Genomic DNA, 23738 nt, shown 5'->3' with positions numbered 1-23738 from the left:
AGGATTAGACGAAAGTAGAAACATGCGGCATTAAAAAAGTTAGCGGACGAAGGAAGAGATGATACTCAAGAAGATGTCGTTGAAGGCGCCACTGACAGCCATCGTTCACGCAGCTCACGATTACGTGGCACCAAGCCTGTCTGCAGTCCCAAGGGTCGAAAAACCTGGTTAAGCAGCGCAAGCGTTGGGCTCGCTTTATCTGCTTCAAGATCCGAGAGCGAACGGCGGCTAATGCCAACCAGATCGGCATATTGTGTTTGCGACATGCCCAGCACATCGCGACGCAACTGGCGTAGCACCTGTCCCGAACTAACCTCTTCACGCATCAGTTCAGTCAGTAGCTCCATGAGCAGAGCCTCACGCTCAATGCTTGAGAGTTCCTTGCGTTTCATAAAAGCCCCCAGCGCTTTAGCTTATCGTCTAGATAGTCAAACCCAAGCGCTTTCGATGCTAATAGAGCCTGCGGGACACCGCGTGCTGAAAGCCGCTCTTTTAGCCCGACTAACTGTGCGCCCAACGCTTTTAACTCTTCCATCATCTGCTCGGGGGGTATATAGGTGTGTAAATTATTGGCAATGGCGAACCAGTCAAATTCACGTCCCTCTTCAAACGGCGTCCCCCAGGTAGTGGTACGAATGATACCGTCCGGGTCTGCCTTCATGGGCGCAAAATCAAAGATAGGCGCCAACCAGATTCCTTGGGGCGTTTTTAATAGCGCCGTATTGCGACCATGGTTATCACTGTTGGCAAAAGCGACATTGAGCAGGTCGCGTTTTACCCATTCACTGACAAAACGCGCTGTATCAAAATATCCTCCTCCCTCGCGAACGCGGTATTGCTGACTCAACTGCTTAACCAGCGTCTCAATGACCACAAAATGGTTCAAGAAGCTGCCGGGAGATTGCTCCATCACCGAATAAACCGACTCCAACCCATATAATGTGCGTCTTCCCTGTGAAAAACCCACATCAAACCGCGGCAACCAAAGCGATGGGGAGCGCTCGCCTTCGAGCAGGCGCATTGCTTGCGTGTCGATGGTCGTCATGCCTAATGAGGCAAGCTCATGATAGAAATGGTACTCGGCGCGAAGTATGTCGTTATCAAGTTGGGTGCGCTGGCCGCGGGGAAACTTCACCAGATAGTGCTGATCGGTATTGTAAGGATCGTCCTGATACGTATCGATCCATACCTGATCATCTGGCGTACAGCGCAGCAATAATTTAGGCGCTTCGCCGCCTGCCCCCGCTGCCCCGCCCCCTGCGGCACCCATCTGCTGCGCATAGGCAAGAAAGTCGCTGTCCCGATCCACGACATCACGTAAAGGAAAGCGTTGCTGCGCTAATGTGCTGCCTGCTGGACGCTTAGGAAGCGCCTCCTTGATACGCAGATTACCAACCGGCGCAATCGCCCCTTTCGCCAACAAGGCATAATCCTGTTCCGCTTCGGCAAGCGCCGCGATACCCAACTGTGTGACCCAATAACGGCGGCTGGCCCCAGCCGGCATAATGTCATCAAGAAAAGCGAACCAGCGAGGTGCTTGATGGGTATTCATCAGCTCAATGGGCAACCGCAGACTACAAGCATACTCGTCATCACGGTCTAGCCATTCAAGCGCATAGTTAATGAGATACCCTAGACGAGCAGGTCCGCAGCGGCCTTTCACTGGGTATTCAATCCACAACTCAGCAGCATCGTGCCATTGCCCCTGATGGAAAATTTGGACAGTCAACAACGTCGGGCTACCTTGAGTGAGTAGTTTAGTGCTCAAAATTATTGCTCAGGCAATAAAAATGTGAACTTTAATGCTCATAAATAAAGTGGCTATCAAGAAATGAGCAGCTTTTTACTCATTAATAGCAGAGGCGCCAATGCAGCCTGAACCGTCAGCCTATCAAACCATTCAAGATGCCATGGCGGCACTCGCCAAGGCCGACCCGGATATCGCCCGCGCACTGCCGCTAGTCGGCGTGCCCGCGCCCCGCGAACGTGACAGAGGCTTTGCGACGTTCTTCTCCACCATCGTTAGTCAACAGCTATCTGTTGAGGCGGCGCGCGCTATCATGGGGCGCGTCAATACCCTACTGCCCGAGTTACACGCTAAAGCGGTGATGGATGCTGAAGGTCAGGCGCTTCGCGATGCCGGACTTTCCTGGCGGAAGATAGAATACGCCAAGGGGCTGGCGGAAGCGGAGCTTGCCGGCACCTTCAGCGCCGATGGCCTTGAACATTTAAGTGATGAAGAAGTGATTACCGCGATCACTGCGCTCAGAGGCTTTGGCCGCTGGAGCGCTGAGATCTATCTGATGTTTTCGCTCAAGCGACCGAATGTTTTCCCCGCGGATGACCTTGCCCTGCGCGTGGCGCTGGGCCGCCTGAAGGGCATGGAGAACAAACCCACGCCCAAACAGGCGCGCCAGATGGTGGAACACTGGGCGCCATGGCGAAGCGTGGGGTCGCTGTTTCTATGGCACTACTATCGCGGCGAGCCGCTTTAAGCGTTCAGCCCGCCAAACTTGCCGGTTTGATAATCCTCGACCGCCTGCACAATCTCGTCGCGAGTGGTCATCACAAAGGGGCCGTGGGAGTAGACCGGCTCATCGATTACCTCGCCATGGCCAAACACCAGGCGCGCATCGCTTGAGGCTTCAATATCAAGTTGCTCTCCATCCCGATCCACCTCGATCAGATGGTGGGCCTTGGCGGGTTCGCCACCGACCATGACATCGCCGCTCACCACGTAGAGAAACACCTGACGCCCCGGTGCAACAGGCAACTGTTCGCGTGCGCCAGCAGGGAGGTTTACCGTCGACATGAAGATGCCGGTCAAGGTGTCGATGGGGCCAGCGCTATCCTGCCACTCTCCGGCAATCAGGTTCAGCTCACCGCCGCCCGGCAGCGCAAGGGCAGGAATGGCGTCCTGCTGTAGCCCTATGTAACGTGGCTCGGTCATTTTCAAGCGTGACGGCAGGTTGACCCACAGCTGCAGAATCTCCAGTGGGCCACCCTCGCGCAGAAACTCAGGCGGCGACACTTCAGCATGCACGATACCGCTGCCTGCGGTCATCCACTGCACGCCGCCCGCGTGAATCACGCTCTGGTGGCTGGCGCTATCAGCATGGGCAAGCGAGCCCTCCAGAATAAAGGTCACCGTCTCAAAGCCGCGATGTGGGTGAGGCCCAAAGGGCAACCCCTTGTTATTGGTGGGATAGCTCTGCGGGCCGTGGTGATTCAGAAACAAAAACGGGTCGAGCTGATCAAGCTCCGGCCCCGGCAGCGGGCGCCGTGTGATCAGGTCGCCGATATCGTCCCGCCGGGCCGGATGTTGGGCAATCACCTGGCGAGTAGATGAGGCAGTCGCTGACGACATAACAATCTCCTTTTGAAATTGCCTTCAGCTTAAAACCTGAGACAGACGATGTTGAGCGAATAATTTGCCTCGTTTTATTGAAGGAAATTGAGTTGAAAGAGGCTATCCGCATCAGACAAGAAGCGCATTAATTGCCGCCAACGCTTAACCGCCCCACCACCTCAAACGCATCATCCACTGGGCGCACCACGATCATCTCACCTGAGCCCACGCCGCCGCCCACCAACGCCGTGATATTCACCTGATGAGTGACCAACAATAAATTGCCCGGCCCCTGCCAGGCGGCAATCTGCTCTTGTGCAGTTGTGGTGATGGCCGCCTGATCAACGCGCCCGCGAAAGAACGAATCCAGCCAAGGGGTAGATTCTACAGTCCCCAGCGCCATCAGCTCAGCGGTATCCAGCGCACGGCACCAGCTTGATGAATACACCGCCGCGATGGGAATATCTCGTTCACGAAATGCACGACCAGCGGCTTGCGCCTGAGCGCGACCGGCGGCAGAAAGGTTGCGCTGAGTCTCACAGCGGCCACGCTCAAATCCCGGCGGATCACCAATACCAGGAGCCAGCGAGTGGCGCATAAGAATCACCAAACCACCTTCCTCAAGCGCTTGCCAGGTCGAGTCGTTCGCTTGGGTAGTGGTGGAGAATAGGCTCAATACAGCGAGCAACAGGGTTAAAGTAAAGTGACGTAGGATGGGCATGGGGTGGAATTCTCCATCAGAGGAACACAAACAGTATTTCTCACAATAGCTCATCGCACGGCTGGAGAATGGCTTTGATACCAACGGATATAGTAGTATCCAAAAACAGCCTAAAACAGCTAAAATAGATACAGCTGTATCTATCTCAGGAAAACCAACCTATGCCCTCTTTCCTGCTATTGGACGATTCCGACGTACAGCATGCCTTTGCAGCCCACCTACGGCATTTACGTGAACAGGCTAAATTATCGCGTGCGGCGTTGGCCGAACGTAGCAGTGTGCCCGCCCCCACTATCAAAAAATTTGAGCTCACCGGGCAAATCTCGTTTCGCCAGCTGCTGTTGCTCTGGCAGAGCCTTGATGATCTGTCGCGGCTACATGCGCTGACCCAGCACGACACGAAAAGCGCAAGCTTGCCTTCCTCGATCGATGAGGTACTCAAACATGGCTTTTAAGCCAACACAGCGGCTGAATGTAACGCGCACGCTATCAACCGGTGAACAGGTCGCTGCGGGCGTATTAGCGCAAAACCCCCAAGGGGTATTTTTTCAATACGCACAAGGCTATGAAGAAAGACATGGCAATCTATCGCCCTTTACGTTGCAGCCTGGCCTAGCGCTTCATCCTGCCCCGAAAACACCGCACCAGGGGCTTCACGGCGTGTTTGGCGACTGTTTACCCGATGGCTGGGGGCTATTGCTACAAGACCGAATATTCCGCCAGCATGGCATAGCGCCTACGCAGCTTACCGCCATGGATCGACTGGCGTTTGTGGGCCAGCGTGGCATGGGCGCACTGGCCTTCGAGCCAGAATCAGAGGCGGTGCCTTCACAAAGCGATAACGAAGATTTAGCGACGCTTGGGCTCCAAGCTCAGGCTGTTTTCGATGGGCAAACCGAAGACATACTGAGCGCCTTGGTCGCAGCAGGTAGCTCTGGCGGGGCAAGGCCAAAAGCGCAGCTTTTTATGCCTGCTGGCCAATTCAGCGAGTGCCGAACCAAAGCCCGGCCAGAGGATGACGCGTGGCTGGTCAAGTTTACCTCGCAACATTTACCTCTGGGTCACGAAGAAGGCCTCTGCGAAGCGGCATACCTGGCGTTGGCTAAAAAAGCAGGCCTCGGGCCGCCAGAGTGGCAGTTGTTGCGCATGCCGACACCACAGGGTGAGCGAGCCTGGTTGGCCATCAAACGGTTTGATTGGATTAATCAAAACCCTGCGGGGCGTCTACATATGCATAGCGCCTGTGGGCTGCTGGACGCCGATTTCCGAACGCCTAGCCTGGATTACGCCGACCTTATCAAAGCCAGTCGCCAGCTGTGTAAATCGCCCGCCGTTGGGCAACTACAGTTCCGCCGTGCGCTGTTTAATCTGTTTGCCTGTAATCAGGATGATCACAGTAAAAACTGGGCGTTCTTGCAGGATGATGTGGGGCAATGGAAAACAGCGCCTTTCTATGACGTAACGTTTAGCCCTCATCCTTTCGCAGAGCACGCCACCGCCTATGCAGGCTATGGTAAGCAGCCGCCGCTTAAAGCAATTCAGCAATTGGCAACGCATGCCGGTTTCTCGACCTGGAAACAGGCGCAGCCGCACGTTCAAGAGATAGTCGACGTTCTCAGTACCTTCTCTGACACAGCAAAAGATCTCGGTGTGAAAGCCAGCACGATTGAATTGATCACCCAGCGGTTGAATCAAGCTTGGCAGGAGAACAAGGGGCTATTGCCAGAAGTAGATTAGAACCACTACCTAGCGCCAACCTCAAAAGTAGGCTTAGCCAAGTACTCCCTATTTGATTAGTATGATTTTTATTTGTCGACAGCGATAAAGCCAAATTGCAAAGACGTGGAGAGCAAATGTAATGACATCGCCCAATCCTCCCACCAATTTTGGCTTTTTAGCTGAGCACGATGCGCTGTTTATAGAACTGGCCACTGCCGCCGAACACGCCTTCGTTAGCGACCCTAACACCACCTTGATCAAGCTGCGCCAGTTAGGGGAAGCGCTTGCACAACATTTGGCCGCCGTAGCCGGTGTAACGTTTGACGAGCAAACCAGCCAAACCGATCTGCTCTATCGCTTAAACCGCGAGCTGCACTTGGAACCTCAAGTAAAAGAGCTATTCCATACACTACGCATAGAGGGCAACAAAGCCACTCACCAATTTCGCACACGCCACAAAGAAGCTATGGATGGCCTGAAGCTAGCCCGCGAACTGGCTATCTGGTTCCACCGCTCACTTGGTAAGGCAGGCACCGCCTTCAAGCCCGGCCCTTTTGTACCGCCCGCCGACCCCAGCGCACAGCTGCGCCAGCTCCAGGGCGATATTGAAAAGCTCCGCCATGAGCTTCAACACGCTAATAAAGCGCTGGACAGTAGCCAGCAGCTTAGCCAGTTGGTCAAGCAAGAGAAGCAGGAGTTTGAGGCGCTGGCTTTGGCCATGGATGAAGAGTCCCGTGCTCTGGCAGCTCAGGCGCAAAGCCACGAACAGGCATTAATTCAGCAACAGCAAGCTTACGAAACCAAAATCCGCGCACTGCAAACTCAGCTCACCGCGCAGGGCGATAGTAGCGTAAGCCAACAGCGCCAGCAGGTAGCTAGCAAAACCAAAGCTGCCAGCAACACCTTGGCCCTTAGCGAAGAGCTAACACGCATACTGATCGACCAGCAGTTGAATGAAGCGGGCTGGGAAGCCGACAGCCAAGAGATTACTTATCAAAAAGGTGCTCGCCCCGAGAAGGGCACTTATCGAGCCATTGCCGAATGGCCCACGCCGTCAGCGCATCAAACTAATGGCCAAAAAGACCGGGCAGACTACGTGCTGTTTTGCGGCTTAACGCCTATTGCCGTGGTCGAGGCCAAAAAAGAGAATACCAATGTAGCGGGCAAGATTGACCAAGCCGAGCGCTACAGCAAAGGCCTAAGCATTGAGCCACCGATAGTAGGCGCCTGGGAGCTTACCGGACGAACCATTGCATGGCCTGCTGATGAAGAAGGGCACTTTAAAGTACCTTTTGTGTACTCATGCAACGGTCGCCCTTACCTCCCACAATTGGCTGAGCAGTCGGGCACGTGGTTTCGGGATGTAAGGGAGCCCAGCAACACCCGCCGCGCCTTACCCCGCTTTCATACCCCCGGCGGCCTATTAAACCTGCTGGAGCGAGACAGAGAAAACGCCGATAAGCTGCTTAAACAAGAGCCTTTTGGTTACCTCCGGTTAAGGGAGTACCAGCAAAACGCCATACTGGCTACCGAGCACGCTCTAGCCCACGGCACCCGTTCAGCGCTGCTGGCCATGGCCACCGGCACCGGTAAAACCCGCACTATCATCGGCCTGATGTACCGGTTTCTAAAAACCGAACGCTTTCACCGCATTTTGTTTCTGGTTGACCGCACCTCGCTTGGCGATCAAGCGATAGATGCCTTCAACGAGGCCCCGTTGGAACAGAACCAAACCCTGAGTAAGATCTACAATGTCGCAGAACTGGGCGATATGGCGGCAGAAGCTGAAACCCGCGTGCAGGTGGCTACCGTGCAGGCCATGGTGAAGCGCATCTTTGCCAGCGATACGCCGCCGCCGATTGACCAATTCGACTGCATTATTATCGACGAAGCCCACCGCGGCTACACGCTGGACCAAGAGATGACCGAAGGCGAGCTGGCCACTCGCGACGCTAGCCAGTATCTTTCCAGCTACCGCCGTGTGCTTGATTACTTTGATGCGGTCAAAATTGCGCTTACCGCCACCCCTGCCAAGCACACCAGCGAGATTTTCGGCAAACCGGTTTACACCTACTCCTACCGGGAAGCCGTTGCAGACGACTGGCTAATCGACCACGAGCCGCCTATCCGCTATGAAACCTTGCTGACCCAAGAAGGCATCCAGTTCGAGAAAGGTAAGCCCATTGAGGTGATCAACACCCAAACCGGCGAAGTGGATACCACGGAACTTGAAGACGAGCTGCGCTTCGATGTTGACGCCTTCAATCGCCAGGTCATCAACGAAAACTTCAACCGAGTGATCTGCGAACAGCTTGCCGAAGAGCTGGACCCGTTTGGAGACGAAAAAACACTGATTTTCTGCGCTACCGACCTTCACTCTGACATGGTCAAACGTCTGCTGGATGACGCCTTTAAAGCAAAATATAACGGCAACTACAACCAGGCCGCGGTGGCTAAAATTACTGGCAAAAGCGATAAGGTTGACCAACTGATCCGCCGCTATAAAAACGAGCGCTACCCTAATATCGCGATTACCGTTGACCTACTCACCACTGGCATTGATGTGCCGAAAATTTGTCATTTGGTGTTTATGCGCCAAGTGCGCTCGCGGATTCTTTTTGAACAAATGATTGGCCGCGCCACCCGCCGTTGCGATGAGATCGGCAAGACCGTGTTCACTATCTACGACCCGGTGGATATCTACGCCGCCCTAGCCGAAGTCAACACCATGAAACCCCTGGTGCGAGACCCCGATATCAGCCTTGAACAGCTGGTGAATGAGCTGGCCGATGAACAACAGTTGGAAAAGGCCCTGAATAGCCCCGGCGAGCAGCAGGGCGAAAACCAGGCTGATGTGGTGCTGAACCAGCTCAGTCAGAAAGTAATGCGCGTACTCCGCAAAGCTGAGACCAAGGCAGAGAAAAACCCCAAGCTCAAAGAAAAGCTAAATGACCTGCAAAGCTTGTGGGGTGTGGAGCCAAGCAAGCTTCATGAACATCTACATAAGCTAGGACCAAGGGAAGCATCCGCATTTCTTCGTCAACACAGCGGCCTGGTACACCAGTTAGCCCAGGTGAAGCACCTAGTGGGTAGCGAACGCATGCCGATAATTTCTGAGCACGACGATGAAATTCGCGAGCGCAGCCAAAGCTACGGCGTTCATAAACGCCCGGAAGACTACCTGGATAGCTTCGATGCGTTTATAAACGAGCAGATCAACCAGTCTGCCGCCCTAGCCGTAGTGGTTAACCACCCCCGCGACCTTACTCGCCAGCAGTTAAAAGACGTTAAAGTTTTGTTGGATAACCATGGCTACTCGGAAGCCAATCTGCAAAGTGCGGTGCGTAACTATACCAATCAGGATATCGCCGCCAGCATCATCGGCCATATCCGCCGCGCCGCCGTGGGCGAACCGTTAAAGCCATTTGAACAACGCGTAGCCGATGCTATGGATCGCCTCTATACCCAGCACGAATGGACACCCAACCAACGCAAGTGGCTGGGAAAACTGGCCAAGCAGCTCACCAAAGAAGTCATCCTCGACCGAGATACTGTCAACCAGCTGCCCGCTTTCCAAGGCGGCGCCAAGCAACTGGATAAAGTCCTCGGGGAGCAATTGGACAGCGTATTAGAAGAGCTGAATGAGGCGATGTGGCCACCCAAAAGTGCATGACGGCCCTATTTCGATTTTATAACTAGCCGACACATGCATAGAAAACCGGCTTTTCTTAACATGTGCTCGGTAACATGCAAAGATTTCGGCATTTTCTAACCATGTCAGCGCTTCAGTCTTTTTTATTGCCCTAGGAACCTCATGACCCACAACGACATCGTTCAAAAACTCTGGAATCTGTGTGACGTACTGCGTGATGACGGCATCAACTACTCCGATTACGTGACCGAGCTGGTGCTGCTGCTGTTTATAAAGATGGTGCATGAGAACACCGAAGCGGGCACCTTGAAAAAGCACCCGCTGCCGGAAGGCTGCCGCTGGACTGACCTTAATAATAAATCCGGTATTAACCTGCTGGACGACTACAAGCGCATTCTCCTCAGCCTCTCCAGTGGTCGCGATGGCACCGGCCGCTTGATTCACACCGACCCGCTGATCAGCGCCGTGTACGCCGATGCGCAAACCCGCCTGCGGGAGCCGCGCCACTTAGAGCAGATGATTAAAACCCTGGATCAGATTGACTGGTTTAGCGCGCAAAAAGATGGCCTGGGCGATTTATACGAAGGGTTGCTCGAAAAGAACGCCAGCGAAACCAAGTCCGGCGCGGGCCAGTACTTCACACCCCGTGCGCTGATCAATAGCATGGTGCGCTGCCTAAAGCCCCAGCACGGCGAACTCATTCAAGACCCAGCAGCGGGTACGGCAGGCTTCTTAACCGCTGCCGACCAGTACATCAAAGAGCACACTGATGAGCTAGCCGACCTATACGAACACGAGCAGCTATTTCAGCAAAACAAAGCGTTTGTAGGCATTGAACTAGTGCCCGGCACCCGCCGCCTAGCGCTGATGAACTGCCTGTTACACGGTATGGAAGGCGGCGATGAGGGTGTGGTTCTGTTAGGCAACGCCTTGGGCCTAGCGGGCGCCGGCCTGAAAAAGGCCGATGTGATTCTGGCCAACCCGCCCTTTGGTACCAGTAAGGGCGGTGACGCCAGCATCACCCGAGACGACCTGACATTCAAAACCGGCAACAAGCAGCTCGCCTTCTTGCAGCACATCTACCGCAACCTCAAGCCCGGTGGTCGCGCCGCCGTGGTGCTGCCAGATAACGTGCTGTTCGAGGCCGGTGTAGGGGCGGACGTGCGCCGTGACCTGATGGACAAATGCAACCTGCACACCATCCTGCGCCTGCCCACTGGCATCTTCTACGCCCAGGGCGTGAAGACCAATGTGCTGTTCTTCACCAAGGGAAGCGCGACGGATAAATATCAGGACACTGGTTGCACCGAGAACGTTTGGGTGTACGACCTTCGCACCAACATGCCGAGCTTTGGCAAGCGCACACCGTTTGGCGAACAGCACCTAAAACCGTTTGAAAAAGTGTTCGGAGATGATTCCAATGGCCAGAGCCCACGACAGGAAGGCGAGTGGTCGTTCAACGCTGAAGAGATCATGGTCGATACTGACGCCACTGAGGAAAATCAGAACGTCAGCGACGATCGCCTCGCCAAATCTCGCTGGCGCTGTTTCTCTCGCAAGTGGATTCGCGACACCAAAAGCGATTCGCTGGATATTAGCTGGCTCAAGGACAAGGACAGCATCGACGCGGCTGACCTGCCCGCGCCTGAGGTGCTGGCCGGAGAAGCGATGAGCGAGCTGACAGAAGCTCTTAGTGAGCTAGAAGCTTTGATCTCGGCCTTGGAGAGTGAGGCGTGACAGCAGCAAAAAACATACCAACAGGCTGGGTGCAGTGTTCACTGGCCGATGTCATTACGCTGAATCCAAAGAATGAAGCAAACGCCGAACAAGTGGCTGGATTCGTTCCCATGGCTTTGGCTCCTACCTGTTACCACGGCACTTTGCATTTTGAAGAGAAACTGTGGGGTGAAATTAAAAAATCTTATACCAATTTTGCAGATGGGGATGTCATATTCGCCAAAGTAACCCCTTGTTTCGAGAACGGCAAAGCTTCTGTTGTTAGTGGTATGCCTAATGGTATTGGAGCGGGCAGTTCAGAGTTTTACGTTCTCAGGCCTGCTAGCATAAATATTTCATCAACACTGATTTTTGCACTCATCAAAAGTCAGCCTTTTATGCAGCAGGGCGCGCAGAATATGACCGGGGCTGTAGGCCTGCGCCGAGTTCCACGTGCCTTTGTTGAAGCGTTTCCGATTGCGCTACCGCCTGTAGCAGAACAAAAAGTCATCGCCGATAAACTCGATTCCCTGCTGGCGCAGGTGGAAAACACCAAAGCCCGCCTGGAGCGCATTCCCGAGATTCTCAAACGCTTTCGTCAATCCGTGCTCGCCGCGGCGGTGAGTGGGCGGTTGACGAGGGAGTGGCGGTTAACTGGTCAAAATATAGAAATAACCGATAGATATTCTGTACCCAGTGACTGGACGCCAATTAAGCTGGATAAATTGAGCAACTTTGTTACAAGCGGGTCACGAGGTTGGGCAAAATATTACTCCGATGAAGGCTCACTATTTATTCGATCTCAAGATATAAACACAGATGAGCTCAATGTTTCTGATCCCTGTTACGTTAGCCTCCCAAATAATATAGAAGGCCAGCGGACTAAGGTTCAAGAGAGCGACCTACTATTAACGATTACTGGTGCGAATGTAACCAAGTGCGCACGAGTAAAAAAAGCTATAGATAACGCTTTTGTAAGTCAGCACGTTAGTCTCATTCGTCTGAAAGACCCCTCGATTGCATGCTTTGTAGAACTGGTACTAAAAGCTCCAAATGCTGGTCGACATCAGCTACTAAAAGCAGCCTACGGAGGAGGAAAACCAGGGCTAAATCTTCAAAACATTAAAAATGTAAGTTTAGCTCTACCAGAGCCTGACGAAATGGCAGCAGCTATTCGCCGAGTCGATCAGCTCTTTGCCTACGCTGACCGCATTGAGCAGCAGGTGAGTCAGGCCTTGACGCGAGTCAATAACCTCACCCAATCCATCCTCGCCAAGGCCTTTCGCGGCGAGCTGACCGCGCAGTGGCGGACACATAACCCGGAGCTGATCAGCGGCGAGAACAGCGCTAAAGCGCTGCTAGAACGCATCAAGGAAGAGCGCGCGACGCAGGCGCCGATCAAACGCACAAGGAAAAAGGCGACGGCATGAATTCTTCCATTTCATCAGCTACCACTCAGGCCGAGCGCATCCTGTCGTTCTGGCACAAGGTCGAGTTTTTCGAATCCGCCGAGCTCAAGAATATCGATCACGGCAAGGGCGCCATTCACTACCGCAGTGACGAGCTGCTGGAAACACCGAACTGTCTGCCGTGGTTGAACCCGGAGCAAGTTCGATGCGCCGGTAAGGATTATCGGCCCGAGAAAAACTACCGTTTTAGGCTCTACCTGGGCCTGTTCGCACGCAGTGAAATTTTCCGTATTGCACGTGACGCATATCCGGAAAAGACCGAGGCCTGGGTAGAGCGTAGCCGCGACGAGGGGCTGACCTGCTCGATGACGGTAGAGGTCGATGAAAACGGGATCGTGGACCGCGAGAGCTTTGCCATTTCCACAGCGCCGTGGATGCTGGGTGCGTTACAGCAGGGAGCGCTGGATGACGTCACGATCAAAGCGTTTGATGAAGCGACGGGTAGATTTCAGCAACGACTAAACACCATTCTGACGGTCGCGGATAACCTCAAGCGCGAACATGAGCTGCCGCTCAGGCTTACTACCTTTGAGCTGATTGAGATGCTCAAGGCAATCCAGGGATGGACAGCATTTGCTCCTCAGGACGAGGCAACAGCACTGGTCGTCCAACTGCTCAGGGGCAACGTTGAATCGGCAGAAGACAATGCTCATGCCACGCAGGAGTGGTCAGCGGTGGGCGCGCTTACCCCTCGGCTAAAATCCGCGCGTCACGATACATCCGAAGATCAGAAAACCACAGCGCCATTAGATGAAGAGCCACCTTCGATCAATGAGATTGCCATTCTCAATAGCTTCTTCATTCGCGACCTGGAAACGGTTATCGAGCAAGCCAAAACGAAAGGGCTGGCACCCGGCTCGCCGCTAGCGCGATATCTTCAGGGTAAGTGTGACCGCCACCCTGACCTGCTGCTACCCGAAGGCCGCTCGTTGCTCATGCGCAACCTGGCGTTAAACCGCATGCCAGCGGGGCGCTGGCCGGGCGAAGATGAGCAATCAATGAGTCTGATGCAGCAGTTTGCAATCAATACGCTCAATGAAACGCTTGCGGAAACCGGGCTCTACTCGGTCAACGGCCCGCCAGGCACCGGCAAGACGACAATGCTGCGCGATCTGGTAGCCCGCAACATGGTCAAGCGTGCCGAGGTGCTGGCTTCGCTATCTTCACCCAGTGCGGCATTCGGCGAAGACGTGCACGCCAATATCGATGATCAGCTGAAGCCCATCAAGACCCTCATCGATGATCAGCTGAAGCCCATCAAGACCCTCATTCCTGAGCTGACGGGGTTCGAGATGGTGGTCACGTCCAGCAACAATGCGGCGGTCGAGAACGTCACACAGGAACTGCCGCAATCTAAGGCGCTGGGCGCGGCCTACCATGACCTTGCTTATCTGAAGCCGGTGGGTCAGAAGCTCGCGGCCCAACACGACAAGCGGGACGACGGCAAACTGCATGTCGACGCGCTTACGCCGGGTAAGGAGTGCTGGGGGTTGATTGCCACATCGCTGGGCAAGAAAGGCAACCGCACTACGTTTGGCGAGCGGGTCTTCTTCAAGCCCATCAACCAGTGCGAAGCGCATGACGATGCAGAGCATTACTCAACGCTGGTTCCCGCGCTCAAGGCATTGGCGGAAGGCCGTGATGCGAAGCAGGATTTCCACTCGGCGCAGCGGGCTTTTAAGGAAGCTGAACGCCAGGTCGAAACGGTTCAAAAGGAGCTCAAGCGACTGCAGGATCTTCAGCGCTTGGAAACCCAAACCGCTGCAGCACGACGTCAGGCTGAGACCCACCGGGGTTTTGCTGCCCGTGTCGCACTCTGGAAAAGCAAACGGCAGGCGACAAAGGTACCTTTCTGGCCATTGAGTGAATACTTTAGGAACCGGGCGGTACTTCAGCAGATAAAACAGAGAGAACAACGTGCGACACAGCAGGCCGGAGTGAGCCAGCAGCGCCTTGCCTCAATGGAACGACGATTGGAAACAGAGCACCGCGAATGCGCACCTCTGAAAAAAAGCTACGCTGATGTTCTGCTGGCCGACGATGCACTGGACCTGGAAATACCGAAGGTACAGCGCACTTCCTTTGGCCATTGCCAAGCGCTGAACCAGGCCCGGGGACAACTGACGGCACGCGCTTTCGAGCTGCATCAAGCGTGGCTCGTTGCCGCTTATGCCGATAAGAAGAATAAGCTCTGGGCAACGGTCAATTCATTGATGACTCTTCTGAACGGCAGCATTGATGACCGTGAGGCGGCAAAAGCCCTCTGGCAGATGCTGTTCATGATAGTGCCGGTGGTGTCATCGACGTTCGCATCGGTATCCAACCAGTTTCGAGCGCTGAATGAAGGCGAGATTGGCTGGCTGTTTGTGGATGAAGCGGGCCAAGCATCGCCGCAACAGGCCGTCGGGGCGCTCTGGCGTGCTAAACGCGCTGTCATTGTGGGTGACCCGCTGCAGATCGAGCCGGTCTTCACCGTACCTGCCGGCTTGGTCGAGGCCATGGCCAAAGGCGAATTCGATCGTGACTGGTATAAATGGTCGCCTACCGTGTCATCCGTTCAGGTCGTCGCTGATCGCGCCAACCCCTACGGTACGAACGAGATATCCGATGAATTCTGGGTCGGCAGCCCGCTACGCGTTCACCGCCGCTGCGATGAACCGATGTTCAGCATTGCCAATCGCATTGCCTACAACGACAAGATGCTTCATGGGAATGCTGACTTAACGCCAGGCCCGGGAGATAGCCGCTGGTTCGACGTAGAAGGCAGTGTTCAGGGCAAACACTTCGTCCGCTCGCAGGCGGAGCAGGTAGTTCGCATGCTCAAGCCGCATATCGCAAAAACCGGCGAACCTCCGAGCGTCTATGTAATTTCACCCTTCAAGGCAGTGGCAAATGGTGTCAGGCAGCACCTCGAAAAGGAGCTACCCGCCTATGTTTTCGGCGGACGCGACAAACTGGGCGCTTGGCTGCGTGAACGGGTCGGGACGGTACATACCTTCCAAGGCAAGGAAGAGGACAACGTCATTTTTGTACTGGGCCTTTCAAAAGAGTCACCCGGTGCCGCCGATTGGGCCTCCAGCAAACCAAACTTGCTTAACGTTGCCCTGACACGGGCTAAAAAGCGCGTGTACGTAGTAGGCAGTACCGATATTTGGGCAGGCAAGAAGTACTTTTCCGATGCCAAGGAACTGCTCGCTCAAGAAAAAGCATAATCGCTCATTATGTTTCTCTATTGGGCGCTACATCTGGTGCTGCTAGACTCAGTTTCATAATGACTCGGTCCACCAAGATAGATACATAGGAAGGCCCCGTATGGCCAAGGCAAATATCAACACCCAGATGCTGACCTGGGCGCGCGAGCGCTCCGGCATTTCGGTGCCTGAATTTGCGCACAAGTGCGGAGTGCATGAAGAAAAACTGCTGGCCTGGGAGGCGGGTGAACAGCCCATTACTTTCCGTCAGGCAATGCAGTTTGCCGAAAAGTCCTATGTTCCTTTTGGCTACCTGTTTCTTACAGAGCCGCCCGAAGAAGCATTGCCTATTCCTGATCTTCGAACGCTGGAAGGCCAAGGCGTCAGTCGGCCGAGCGCTGAGCTTCTTGACTTGGTCAAACTGATGCTTCAGCGCCAGGAGTGGTACCGGGACTATTTGAAGCAGCACTTTGCCGAGCCCAACCCAAATGTTGGCCGCTTTACTGCCAACCACTCTGTTGATGACATCGTCGCTGATATGCGTTCTCAGCTAGGCGTTGGGGAGCATCCAAAGCGTGGCAAATGGGATGACTATTACCGCGATTTGACTCAGCGAATCGAAGCACTGGGTATTTTGGTTATGCGCCAAGGCAATCTTGGGCATCACACACGCCCTTTGCGAGTGGAGGAGTTTCGCGGGTTCGCCATTGTGGATGACTACGCACCTATTATCTTTGTTAATCATGGTGATGCATTAGGTGCGCGTTTGTTCACATTGATTCATGAGCTCTGCCATATCTGGATTGGTCAGTCTGGTATTTCTGACGGAAATACTAATACGCACCGCCAGCAAGAAGTGCTTTGCAATGCCGTCGCAGCAGAGTTTTTAGTACCAGAACGCGAGTTCAGCTCTCTTTGGCAACACGATTTAGCCCACTGGCAAGATAACTTACCTACGTTGGAAGCCCATTTTCATGTCAGCACCTGGGCATTGGCCCGCCGTGCGTTGACGCTCGATTTTATCTCTCAAGCGCAATACGGTCGCTATATTACCGATCAGCAAGCACTATATAAAATGCGTGAGCGCAGTGGAACACCTACTTATTTTCAGACCAAAAAATCTCAAATCAGCCAAAGCTTTTCCAAAGCGGTCGTGAATGAAGCACTTAGCGGTCAACTGATGTTACGCGATGCAAGCGCCCTGCTAGGCGGGGTCAAACCCAATAAGATGGAACGCTTCGCTAAGGAGCTGGGCATTTGAGATATCTACTGGACGCAAATACCTATATACAAGCGAAAAACCAGTATTACGGCATGGATATTTGCCCCGCTTATTGGGACTGGCTGGATAAGCAGTTTGCGCTAGGTACCATTGCCAGTGTCGATATGATTGGTCGCGAGCTTAAAGAAGGTAAGGATGAGTTGGCCGATTGGGCTCGGCAGCGGCCAGACCATTTCATCAGCAACGACGATGAGGGCACTCAATTACACTTTGCTGATATCGTGCAGTTCGTTATGGAAGGCGACTATAACCCTGGCAATCGTGACAATTTTTTGGCAAAAGCTGACCCGTGGATTATTGCCAAAGCCAAAGCGATTGGCGCCAGTGTGGTCACCCATGAAACTGTTGCAGCCGTTAATACACGTAAAGTTAAAGTCCCTAATATCTGCCAACAGTTTGAAGTGCCCTGCCTCAACACCTTTCGGTTTTTGCGTGAGCTAGAAGCTCGATTTGTTCTAGGTCAATGAGCCAGCCCACGCGGTTTAGGGCTGAGGTTATTCAAGGCAGTCACTGCCGTGAATATCTACTTTACCGCCTCACTCGATATTCTGAATCTGCTCTCTCATCTGCTCGATCAACACCTTCAACTCCACCGCACACCGCGTCGTCTCAGCCACCACGGATTTGGACGAGAGCGTGTTGGCTTCGCGGTTAAGCTCCTGCATCAGAAAATCCAGACGACGACCTTTAGGGCCTTTTTCTGAAAGCTGGTGGCTGACTTCTTCGATATGCGCGGCTAAGCGGTCGAGTTCTTCATCTACGTCAGCTTTTTGCGCCACCAGCACCAGTTCGGCTTCCAGGCGCTGGGGGTCGAGTTCGCTCTTGGCAACGTCCAAACGCTCCAGCAGTTGGGCGCGCTGGCGCTCTAGGATCTGTGGTAGCAGGCTGCGCACGGTGGCTACCTGCTCACTCACGGCGGTAAGCCGGGTAGTGATCATGTCGGCAAGCTTTTCGCCTTCTCTGCCGCGGGCGTCAATCAGTTCATCCAGCGCTTGGTCGAACAGCGCTTTAGCGGCCGTCTTGATGGCCTCCTGATCCAAGTGTTGGGTTTCCATCACGCCGGGCTGGTTGAGTAGCGCAAGCGTGGTGGGTGCGGATGCGCTGGGCACCTGCGCCTGAATGGCCGCTAACGCGTCGGCAATCTCTTTTAACCGCGCCGCATTCACCGTAGGAGCCTGGGCAGTATCAACACTTTCAAAGCGCACGCTGCATTCGATCTTGCCCCGTGCTAGGCGTTGGCGAAGCATCTCGCGCAGGGCGGGCTCCAGGTCGCGCAAACTTTCAGGCAGACGAAAGTGCGGCTCCAGGTAGCGCTGATTAACTGAGCGAATTTCGACCTGCAGGGTGCCGACGTCGGCAGCCTGCTCGGTGCGGGCAAAGGCGGTCATGCTATGTACGCGGCTGGAAGCGACCATGATTCATCCTGTTAGCAATAACGATTAAAAAAGCATTGCCAACAGTCTACCCGATAGGCCAATCAGCATGCGCTTAGACGTGTACAATAGACGGCTTTTCCCTGTAATACGTTTATTGTGAGAGGTGTTATTTGTGAGCAGTGCTAAGCGTCCTGACGTTGTTCGCCCCAGCGGTCGCGAAGCCGACCAGCTCCGTGAGATTCGCCTGACCCGCGACTTCACCCGCCATGCGGAAGGCTCCGTGCTGGTCGAGTTTGGCGATACCAAAGTACTCTGCAATGCGAGCGTAGAAGCCGGTGTGCCCCGTTGGCTGCGCGGTAAAAACCAGGGTTGGGTAACGGCTGAGTATGGCATGCTGCCCCGCGCCACCCACTCCCGCAGTGGCCGTGAAGCGACCCGCGGCAAGCAAGGCGGTCGTACATTGGAAATTCAGCGTTTGATTGGCCGTAGCTTGCGCGCTGCGGTGAACTTGAAGAAGCTGGGCGAATTCACCATTACCGTGGATTGCGATGTGATCCAGGCCGATGGCGGCACTCGCACCGCGGCCATTACCGGCGGCTGCGTGGCGCTTATTGATGCGATTCGCTATCTCCAGCGCGAGAAAAAGATCAAAGGCGATCCTTTCAAGCAACTGGTCAGCGCGATTTCCGTGGGCATTTATAAAGGCGTGCCGGTACTGGACCTGGATTACCCGGAAGATAGCAAAGCCGACACCGACCTCAACGTGGTGATGACCGAAAGCGGCGAGCTCATCGAGGTACAGGGCACCGCCGAGGCAGGCGCCTTTACCCGCGCCGAACTGAACAGCATGCTCGATTTAGCCGAGAAAGCTGGCGATTCACTACGCGACCATCAGCGCGAAGCGCTGGGTGTGCGTGGGTAGTAAAGACCTCAAGGCCTATGGCTAGGGAGTACCCAGCCATAGGCTTAGATGTTTACTTAACGGCGGTAACAACCAGTTCCAGAAGTACTCCCTCCCCGAGGTCTGCCACTCCTAATGTGGCTCGAGCGGGCATATGTTCTGCATCAAACCACTGCGTCCACTCATCGTTCATACCTTTCTTAAGGTTCAAGTCTGAGACATACGCAGTTGCGGTAACAATTCGCTTATTGTCCGTACCTGCTTCTGCCAAATACTTTTCCAATTTACCAAGCACTTGACGCGTCTGCCCTGCCATATCCAGAGTTAGGTCGTCTGCAACAATTCCGCCAAAGAAAACAAAGCCGTTCGCTTCTACTGCACGGTGCATAATGGGGGTTTGGATGTAACGTTGAATCATATTGCTCTCCTGTTTGCCATGATTGGCGTACGTTAACTCACCCTATGCTGGGCAAGTTGCTTGAAATCTTTGAATGGAAAAAGGAGCGATAGGGAGGGTTGGTTCTCGCTCCATGGCAAGGTCAGCGACTATTTCACCGGTAATAGGACCTAACTGGTAGCCGTGAGCTGAGAACCCAAACGCGTGTATAACATTGGCATGTTGGCTACTGGGCCCGATTACGGGTATTTGATCCTGCATGACGGCTTCAACCCCCGCCCAAGTCCGCATAATGCGGGCGTCTTGCATGAACGGAAACAGGCTGACGACGGTGTCGGCATTCTCCGCCAGTCCATCCAAGCGAGTGTCGGCCACATGGCGAACAGTATCCACGACACCCCGTACCCCGCCCCCGATTAACACCGTTCCATTCTCAAATTGTTTGAAAGAAAGGGGCCTCGACGTGGCGCCCACCACTGTTCCTAAAAACGGTGCTAAACGCTCAGTGATCATTAACATGGGAGCCTCAGCCGTAAGAGGAACAGGCTCCCCCAGTAAATCGCAAAGTTCTCCTGCCCATGCGCCAGCGCAATTGACAAGCAAGTCGGCCTCGAAATGCTCATTACCACTACTCAGATGCCAGCCATTGCCCCTAGGCTCTACGATGGTTATCTCAACACCTTCATGAAAGACAGCGCCTTGTCGTTCAGCCTCACGGCGCCAAGCCGTCACTGTTCGATAAGGGTTGGCAAAACCATCCCCATCGCAGGCGAGTCCTCCAGGACAATGGTGTGCCAAAGCAGGTAGACGCTTCTGTAGTTCCTCACGATTGATAAGCTTTTCATGGCGGAACCCTAGCCCTCGCACTTGGCGCTCACGGTCAGCAAGAAGAGCCATATCTTCATCGTTTTCTGCCACTTTAACCTGCCCTACAGGGCGAAAACCGCAGTCGTCACCGACAATATCGGTCATACACTGCCAGCGCTCCCAGGCCGCTATCGCTAACGGTATTTCTGCTGGATGGCGGCCCAGACGCCTCACGCCTCCGGCATTGACTCCCGATGCGTGTCGGCCGGCATAGGCCTTATCGATAATGGTAACCTTGTAGCCCTCGAGGCTAAGCTGTAGTGCTGCACTACAGCCATGAAAGCCCGCACCTACGATTACTACCCGCCGAGCCATTAGCCTTCCTCCGCCGCACTGGCGAGTTGGCCTAGCGTGACCGGTTTGAAGGGAGGACGTAAGCGGTAATAGCCTGTTTCTTCAACACTTTGATGGTTGGCATCCGCCAGAAGTTCGCTCACGGTAATACCGCACATACGACCTTGGCACGGTCCCATTCCACAACGAGTGAATGACTTCGTCTGGTTGGGCCCTCGGCAGCCCATCTCGGCCATACGTCTAATTTCACCCCCAGTTACCTCTTCGCAGCGGCAGGCTAACGTATTGTCATCAGGTAAACGCCACTGTTTTGCGGGTCGATACATAGCATCCAGGAAGGGCCTGATTGAGGTATCACGGAAAAGCGCCTTGCGGACCGACTGTGCCTGGGCGGAGGAGTTTGATAAGGTCGATTTACCTAGTGCAAGAGCCGCGCCCAACCCCGCCAACTGACCTTGCATGGCCGATGCCTTGGCGCCTACGATGCCACCACCATCCCCCGCTACTGCTATGCCTTCTATATCAGTATTCAGCCATTCGTCGAGGCTCGGTCGCCAAGCTAATTGTTGCTTGTCCCACTCATGGCGGCAGCCCACCGCTCGTGTGATTTGAGTGTTAGGGATAACACCTTGATGAAGCATCAAATTGGGCGTTTCCAATGTCTGCCAAATGTCCACGCCTTTTTGTTGCCAAGAGACTCGCTCCAACTGACCATCGCCCTCGGCACGCAGCGCGCTTACCCCTTTAATATGACGAATACCGGCACGGCGTAGCTCACGCAGTAACCCTATCCCCTTGAATAAAGTGCTGGTATTGCGTAAAGCGCCGGGTAGATATTTGAACGCAGCGCGATAATGATCAGGTGAGGTGGTATCAAGAATAGCGGCCACCTCGGTGCCGGCACGCAAATATTGAGCGGCTAACAACAAGAGTAATGGACCACAACCAGCCAATACGACAGGCGCTTCAGGTACTGCGCCAGCACTCTTGAGCAATATTTGACCACTACCAGCCGTCATGACACCGGGTAGCGTCCACCCCGGAATGGGCATCGGTCGCTCCATGGCCCCCGTCGCCAAAATAATATGACGCGCGCGAATCATTTCGGCCTTGTCGTCGTGCAACAGGCCAATCTCTCGTTGACGAGTCAGTTGCCATACGCTGGTGCCGGGTCGGTAGTCAATCCGAGTATCGGCAAGCCCTTTCACCAATGACTCACCCGACCAGTAATCGTCGCCAAGAATCCGACGATCACGCAACGGGGTGTGTTCTAAAGCTCGATAGATCTGACCTCCCGCGGCAGGCTGCTCATCAATTACCAACGGAGTGATACCGTGTTCGAGAGCGGTAGCTGCCGCCGCTAGGCCCGCCGGGCCAGCCCCGAGTATGACAAGATCGTGTGTGATCATAGGCTTAGTCTCCGGGCACCCTGTTGCATATGAACCTGCATTCCATCCCGTACCTCAACTTGGCAGGCCTGGACATTGGGATTGCCGTCAACTTCCACCAGGCACTCGAAGCACACGCCCATCATGCAGTAAGGGGCTCTTGGAGCATTACTAACCGGCGTGGTACGACAAATACTGATACCCGACGCAAGTAGTGCTGCAGCGAGGCTATCGCCAGGACGGGCCGTCACAACCTGGTCGCCAAAATGGAAAGTCACCACCGGATCAGTAGTGGTATCAAGCGGGGACAGGCGTTTGAACATGAAATCTCTCCGCAGTAAAAGGGCTAATTTCAGCAGGTGCTTCAGCGCCCGCAAACCAGGGCGCCAAACATTTCGCATGAGCAGCGGCTAACGTCACACCACTATGGCAGCAAGCAACAAACACGCCCGGATGGCTTTCGGAAGCCTGATAAAGAGGATAACCATCGGGGGTCATGACCCGTAAAGCTCCCCAACTGCGCACTACCCTTGTCGTAGCAAGTGCAGGCAGTGCGCGTACAGCACGCTGAGCGATTTGGGCAAGAATGGGGGTCTCGGTGCCATCATTGAAACCAACGTCTTCATGGGAATCGCCCATTAGCATCGAGCCTTCCCCTGTCTGACGCAGGTAAGTGGTAGGTAGATTCAGTAATGGCCGCATACGCTCGGTGACCAGGATTTCGCCTCGATTGGGCACGAGCGGTGCATCCAGCCCAACCTGAGGAGCCAGTTCACGATTCCCGAGCCCCGCCGCCAAAATAACGCGACCCGCCAAAATGGTTTCTTGGCCGCCCTCGATTATGTAACTCTCGCCATTACGACGAATACGTTTTACCCGGCCTACGGGTAATAAGCTGCCGCCATGGAAACCAACACCAGCCTGTAATGCGCGCAGTAAGTAGAGAGGATTAGCATGGCCATCCCAGCTCGACCATGAAGCACCTGTTACGCTTTCACCAATTTCGGGAATCAACTCACGTAACTGATCGTGATCCAGCATATTGAACTGGAATTGCTGGTTAGTGGCTCTAGCTAGCGCTTTAAGGTCGGCTTCGCGACTTGTCAGCTCCGCTTGGCTATAACAAAGATGTACTCCTCCAGGGTTGTGATGCTGAGTAGTAACTCCCGTCAGCTCAGCAAGTTCCTGAGAAAGGGCCGACCACAGGGAAGCTGAGCGCATGCTCCATTGGGAATAAAGAGGTATCTCCTGTCCTTTGCCCTGTACCCAAACCAAGCCGAAATTTCCGCGTGAGGCACGATAGGAAACATCGCCTTCATCGACGATACTGACTTGGTGGCCTTGGCTAGCCAACCCATAGGCAATCGCACTGCCGACGAGTCCCCCGCCGATGACGGCGAAATCACACTGCTGCAT

At 54.4% G+C, this 23738-nt stretch carries 20 protein-coding genes; 10 read left to right on the top strand and 10 right to left on the bottom strand.

The features are described from left to right. Positions 1-65 precede the first annotated feature (65 nt). Positions 66-392, bottom strand: coding sequence for a helix-turn-helix transcriptional regulator (locus ACFFLD_RS15190; RefSeq protein ID WP_386041802.1), 327 nt, complete (start codon positions 390-392; stop codon positions 66-68). Then, positions 389-1732 (bottom strand): type II toxin-antitoxin system HipA family toxin, encoded by a 1344-nt coding sequence (locus ACFFLD_RS15185; RefSeq protein ID WP_386042855.1) that lies wholly within the window; start codon positions 1730-1732, stop codon positions 389-391. The genes ACFFLD_RS15190 and ACFFLD_RS15185 overlap by 4 nt, the downstream gene beginning before the upstream one ends. 136 nt (positions 1733-1868) lie before the next feature. Between ACFFLD_RS15185 and ACFFLD_RS15180 the strand changes: the two genes are divergently transcribed. Then, positions 1869-2495, top strand: a complete 627-nt coding sequence (locus tag ACFFLD_RS15180) for a DNA-3-methyladenine glycosylase family protein (RefSeq protein ID WP_386041800.1) — start codon at positions 1869-1871, stop codon at positions 2493-2495. Here the strand turns inward: ACFFLD_RS15180 and ACFFLD_RS15175 are convergent. Both ACFFLD_RS15175 and ACFFLD_RS15170 read right to left on the bottom strand, forming a co-directional pair. After that, positions 2492-3367, bottom strand: a complete 876-nt coding sequence (locus ACFFLD_RS15175; RefSeq protein ID WP_386041798.1) for a pirin family protein — start codon at positions 3365-3367, stop codon at positions 2492-2494. The two genes, ACFFLD_RS15180 and ACFFLD_RS15175, sit on opposite strands and share 4 nt — an antisense overlap. 127 nt (positions 3368-3494) lie before the next feature. Then, a complete protein-coding gene (locus ACFFLD_RS15170) occupies positions 3495-4070 on the bottom strand; it encodes a histidine phosphatase family protein (RefSeq protein ID WP_386041796.1) in 576 nt (191 codons plus the stop codon). 161 nt (positions 4071-4231) lie between these two features. Between ACFFLD_RS15170 and ACFFLD_RS15165 the strand changes: the two genes are divergently transcribed. The 8 genes from ACFFLD_RS15165 (at position 4232) to ACFFLD_RS15130 (ending at position 17566) form a co-directional block, all read left to right on the top strand. Beyond that, positions 4232-4525: a helix-turn-helix domain-containing protein gene (locus tag ACFFLD_RS15165; protein ID WP_386041794.1), complete on the top strand. Its 294-nt coding sequence runs from the start codon at positions 4232-4234 to the stop codon at positions 4523-4525. Beyond that, positions 4515-5807, top strand: a complete 1293-nt coding sequence (locus ACFFLD_RS15160) for a type II toxin-antitoxin system HipA family toxin (RefSeq protein ID WP_386041792.1) — start codon at positions 4515-4517, stop codon at positions 5805-5807. The genes ACFFLD_RS15165 and ACFFLD_RS15160 overlap by 11 nt, the downstream gene beginning before the upstream one ends. Positions 5808-5928: 121 nt before the next feature. After that, complete coding sequence (gene hsdR / locus ACFFLD_RS15155) at positions 5929-9462, top strand: type I restriction-modification system endonuclease (RefSeq protein ID WP_386041790.1); 3534 nt, start codon at positions 5929-5931, stop codon at positions 9460-9462. 141 nt (positions 9463-9603) lie between these two features. Then, entirely contained in the window at positions 9604-11178 is a 1575-nt protein-coding gene (locus tag ACFFLD_RS15150) for a class I SAM-dependent DNA methyltransferase (RefSeq protein ID WP_386041788.1), read from the top strand. Beyond that, positions 11175-12587, top strand: coding sequence for a restriction endonuclease subunit S (locus ACFFLD_RS15145; protein ID WP_386041786.1), 1413 nt, complete (start codon positions 11175-11177; stop codon positions 12585-12587). Before ACFFLD_RS15150 ends, ACFFLD_RS15145 begins: the two co-directional genes overlap by 4 nt. Then, on the top strand, positions 12584-15838 hold the full coding sequence (locus tag ACFFLD_RS15140) for an AAA domain-containing protein (RefSeq protein WP_386041784.1): 3255 nt from the start codon (positions 12584-12586) through the stop codon (positions 15836-15838). The genes ACFFLD_RS15145 and ACFFLD_RS15140 overlap by 4 nt, the downstream gene beginning before the upstream one ends. Before the next feature lie 100 nt (positions 15839-15938). Continuing rightward, positions 15939-17078 carry an ImmA/IrrE family metallo-endopeptidase gene (locus tag ACFFLD_RS15135; protein WP_386041782.1) on the top strand — a complete coding sequence of 380 codons (1140 nt, stop codon included), beginning with the start codon at positions 15939-15941 and terminating at the stop codon, positions 17076-17078. After that, positions 17075-17566 carry a DUF4411 family protein gene (locus tag ACFFLD_RS15130; RefSeq protein ID WP_386041780.1) on the top strand — a complete coding sequence of 164 codons (492 nt, stop codon included), beginning with the start codon at positions 17075-17077 and terminating at the stop codon, positions 17564-17566. Before ACFFLD_RS15135 ends, ACFFLD_RS15130 begins: the two co-directional genes overlap by 4 nt. Before the next feature lie 69 nt (positions 17567-17635). On the opposite strand, the gene ACFFLD_RS15125 is transcribed toward ACFFLD_RS15130, so the two are convergent. After that, on the bottom strand, positions 17636-18514 hold the full coding sequence (locus tag ACFFLD_RS15125) for a YicC/YloC family endoribonuclease (RefSeq protein WP_386041778.1): 879 nt from the start codon (positions 18512-18514) through the stop codon (positions 17636-17638). Positions 18515-18647: 133 nt separating this feature from the next. Between ACFFLD_RS15125 and rph the strand changes: the two genes are divergently transcribed. Beyond that, positions 18648-19397, top strand: coding sequence for a ribonuclease PH (gene rph, locus ACFFLD_RS15120; RefSeq protein ID WP_386041776.1), 750 nt, complete (start codon positions 18648-18650; stop codon positions 19395-19397). 52 nt (positions 19398-19449) lie between these two features. Here the strand turns inward: rph and ACFFLD_RS15115 are convergent, their stop codons facing one another. Genes ACFFLD_RS15115 through ACFFLD_RS15095 form a run of 5 tightly spaced genes read right to left on the bottom strand, consistent with a single transcriptional unit; the run spans position 19450 to position 23738 of the window. Beyond that, the gene (locus ACFFLD_RS15115; protein ID WP_386041774.1) at positions 19450-19794 is read right to left on the bottom strand and encodes a RidA family protein; all 345 of its coding nucleotides are present in this window, start codon (positions 19792-19794) and stop codon (positions 19450-19452) included. A gap of 42 nt (positions 19795-19836) precedes the next feature. Continuing rightward, complete coding sequence (locus ACFFLD_RS15110) at positions 19837-20955, bottom strand: NAD(P)/FAD-dependent oxidoreductase (protein ID WP_386041772.1); 1119 nt, start codon at positions 20953-20955, stop codon at positions 19837-19839. Next, a complete protein-coding gene (locus tag ACFFLD_RS15105; RefSeq protein WP_386041770.1) occupies positions 20955-22343 on the bottom strand; it encodes an FAD-dependent oxidoreductase in 1389 nt (462 codons plus the stop codon). Before ACFFLD_RS15105 ends, ACFFLD_RS15110 begins: the two co-directional genes overlap by 1 nt. Continuing rightward, positions 22340-22645 (bottom strand): (2Fe-2S)-binding protein, encoded by a 306-nt coding sequence (locus ACFFLD_RS15100; RefSeq protein ID WP_386041768.1) that lies wholly within the window; start codon positions 22643-22645, stop codon positions 22340-22342. The genes ACFFLD_RS15105 and ACFFLD_RS15100 overlap by 4 nt, the downstream gene beginning before the upstream one ends. Further along, complete coding sequence (locus ACFFLD_RS15095; RefSeq protein ID WP_386041766.1) at positions 22620-23738, bottom strand: NAD(P)/FAD-dependent oxidoreductase; 1119 nt, start codon at positions 23736-23738, stop codon at positions 22620-22622. The genes ACFFLD_RS15100 and ACFFLD_RS15095 overlap by 26 nt, the downstream gene beginning before the upstream one ends.

Source organism: Vreelandella sulfidaeris (assembly GCF_042429665.1).
Lineage (GTDB): Bacteria > Pseudomonadota > Gammaproteobacteria > Pseudomonadales > Halomonadaceae > Vreelandella.
This window is presented reverse-complemented; position numbering and strand designations above follow the sequence as displayed.

Bases quoted from the DNA above. Each gene is read 5' to 3' on its own strand.
- ACFFLD_RS15190 (WP_386041802.1), bottom strand. From the start codon at position 392: ATGAAACGCAAGGAACTCTCAAGCATTGAGCGTGAGGCTCTGCTCATG.
- ACFFLD_RS15180 (WP_386041800.1), top strand. From the start codon at position 1,869: ATGCAGCCTGAACCGTCAGCCTATCAAACCATTCAAGATGCCATGGCG.
- ACFFLD_RS15175 (WP_386041798.1), bottom strand. From the start codon at position 3,367: ATGTCGTCAGCGACTGCCTCATCTACTCGCCAGGTGATTGCCCAACAT.
- ACFFLD_RS15170 (WP_386041796.1), bottom strand. From the start codon at position 4,070: ATGCCCATCCTACGTCACTTTACTTTAACCCTGTTGCTCGCTGTATTG.
- ACFFLD_RS15165 (WP_386041794.1), top strand. From the start codon at position 4,232: ATGCCCTCTTTCCTGCTATTGGACGATTCCGACGTACAGCATGCCTTT.
- ACFFLD_RS15160 (WP_386041792.1), top strand. From the start codon at position 4,515: ATGGCTTTTAAGCCAACACAGCGGCTGAATGTAACGCGCACGCTATCA.
- hsdR (WP_386041790.1), top strand. From the start codon at position 5,929: ATGACATCGCCCAATCCTCCCACCAATTTTGGCTTTTTAGCTGAGCAC.
- ACFFLD_RS15150 (WP_386041788.1), top strand. From the start codon at position 9,604: ATGACCCACAACGACATCGTTCAAAAACTCTGGAATCTGTGTGACGTA.
- ACFFLD_RS15140 (WP_386041784.1), top strand. From the start codon at position 12,584: ATGAATTCTTCCATTTCATCAGCTACCACTCAGGCCGAGCGCATCCTG.
- ACFFLD_RS15135 (WP_386041782.1), top strand. From the start codon at position 15,939: ATGGCCAAGGCAAATATCAACACCCAGATGCTGACCTGGGCGCGCGAG.
- ACFFLD_RS15125 (WP_386041778.1), bottom strand. From the start codon at position 18,514: ATGGTCGCTTCCAGCCGCGTACATAGCATGACCGCCTTTGCCCGCACC.
- ACFFLD_RS15115 (WP_386041774.1), bottom strand. From the start codon at position 19,794: ATGATTCAACGTTACATCCAAACCCCCATTATGCACCGTGCAGTAGAA.
- ACFFLD_RS15110 (WP_386041772.1), bottom strand. From the start codon at position 20,955: ATGGCTCGGCGGGTAGTAATCGTAGGTGCGGGCTTTCATGGCTGTAGT.
- ACFFLD_RS15105 (WP_386041770.1), bottom strand. From the start codon at position 22,343: ATGATCACACACGATCTTGTCATACTCGGGGCTGGCCCGGCGGGCCTA.
- ACFFLD_RS15100 (WP_386041768.1), bottom strand. From the start codon at position 22,645: ATGTTCAAACGCCTGTCCCCGCTTGATACCACTACTGATCCGGTGGTG.
- ACFFLD_RS15095 (WP_386041766.1), bottom strand. From the start codon at position 23,738: ATGCAGCAGTGTGATTTCGCCGTCATCGGCGGGGGACTCGTCGGCAGT.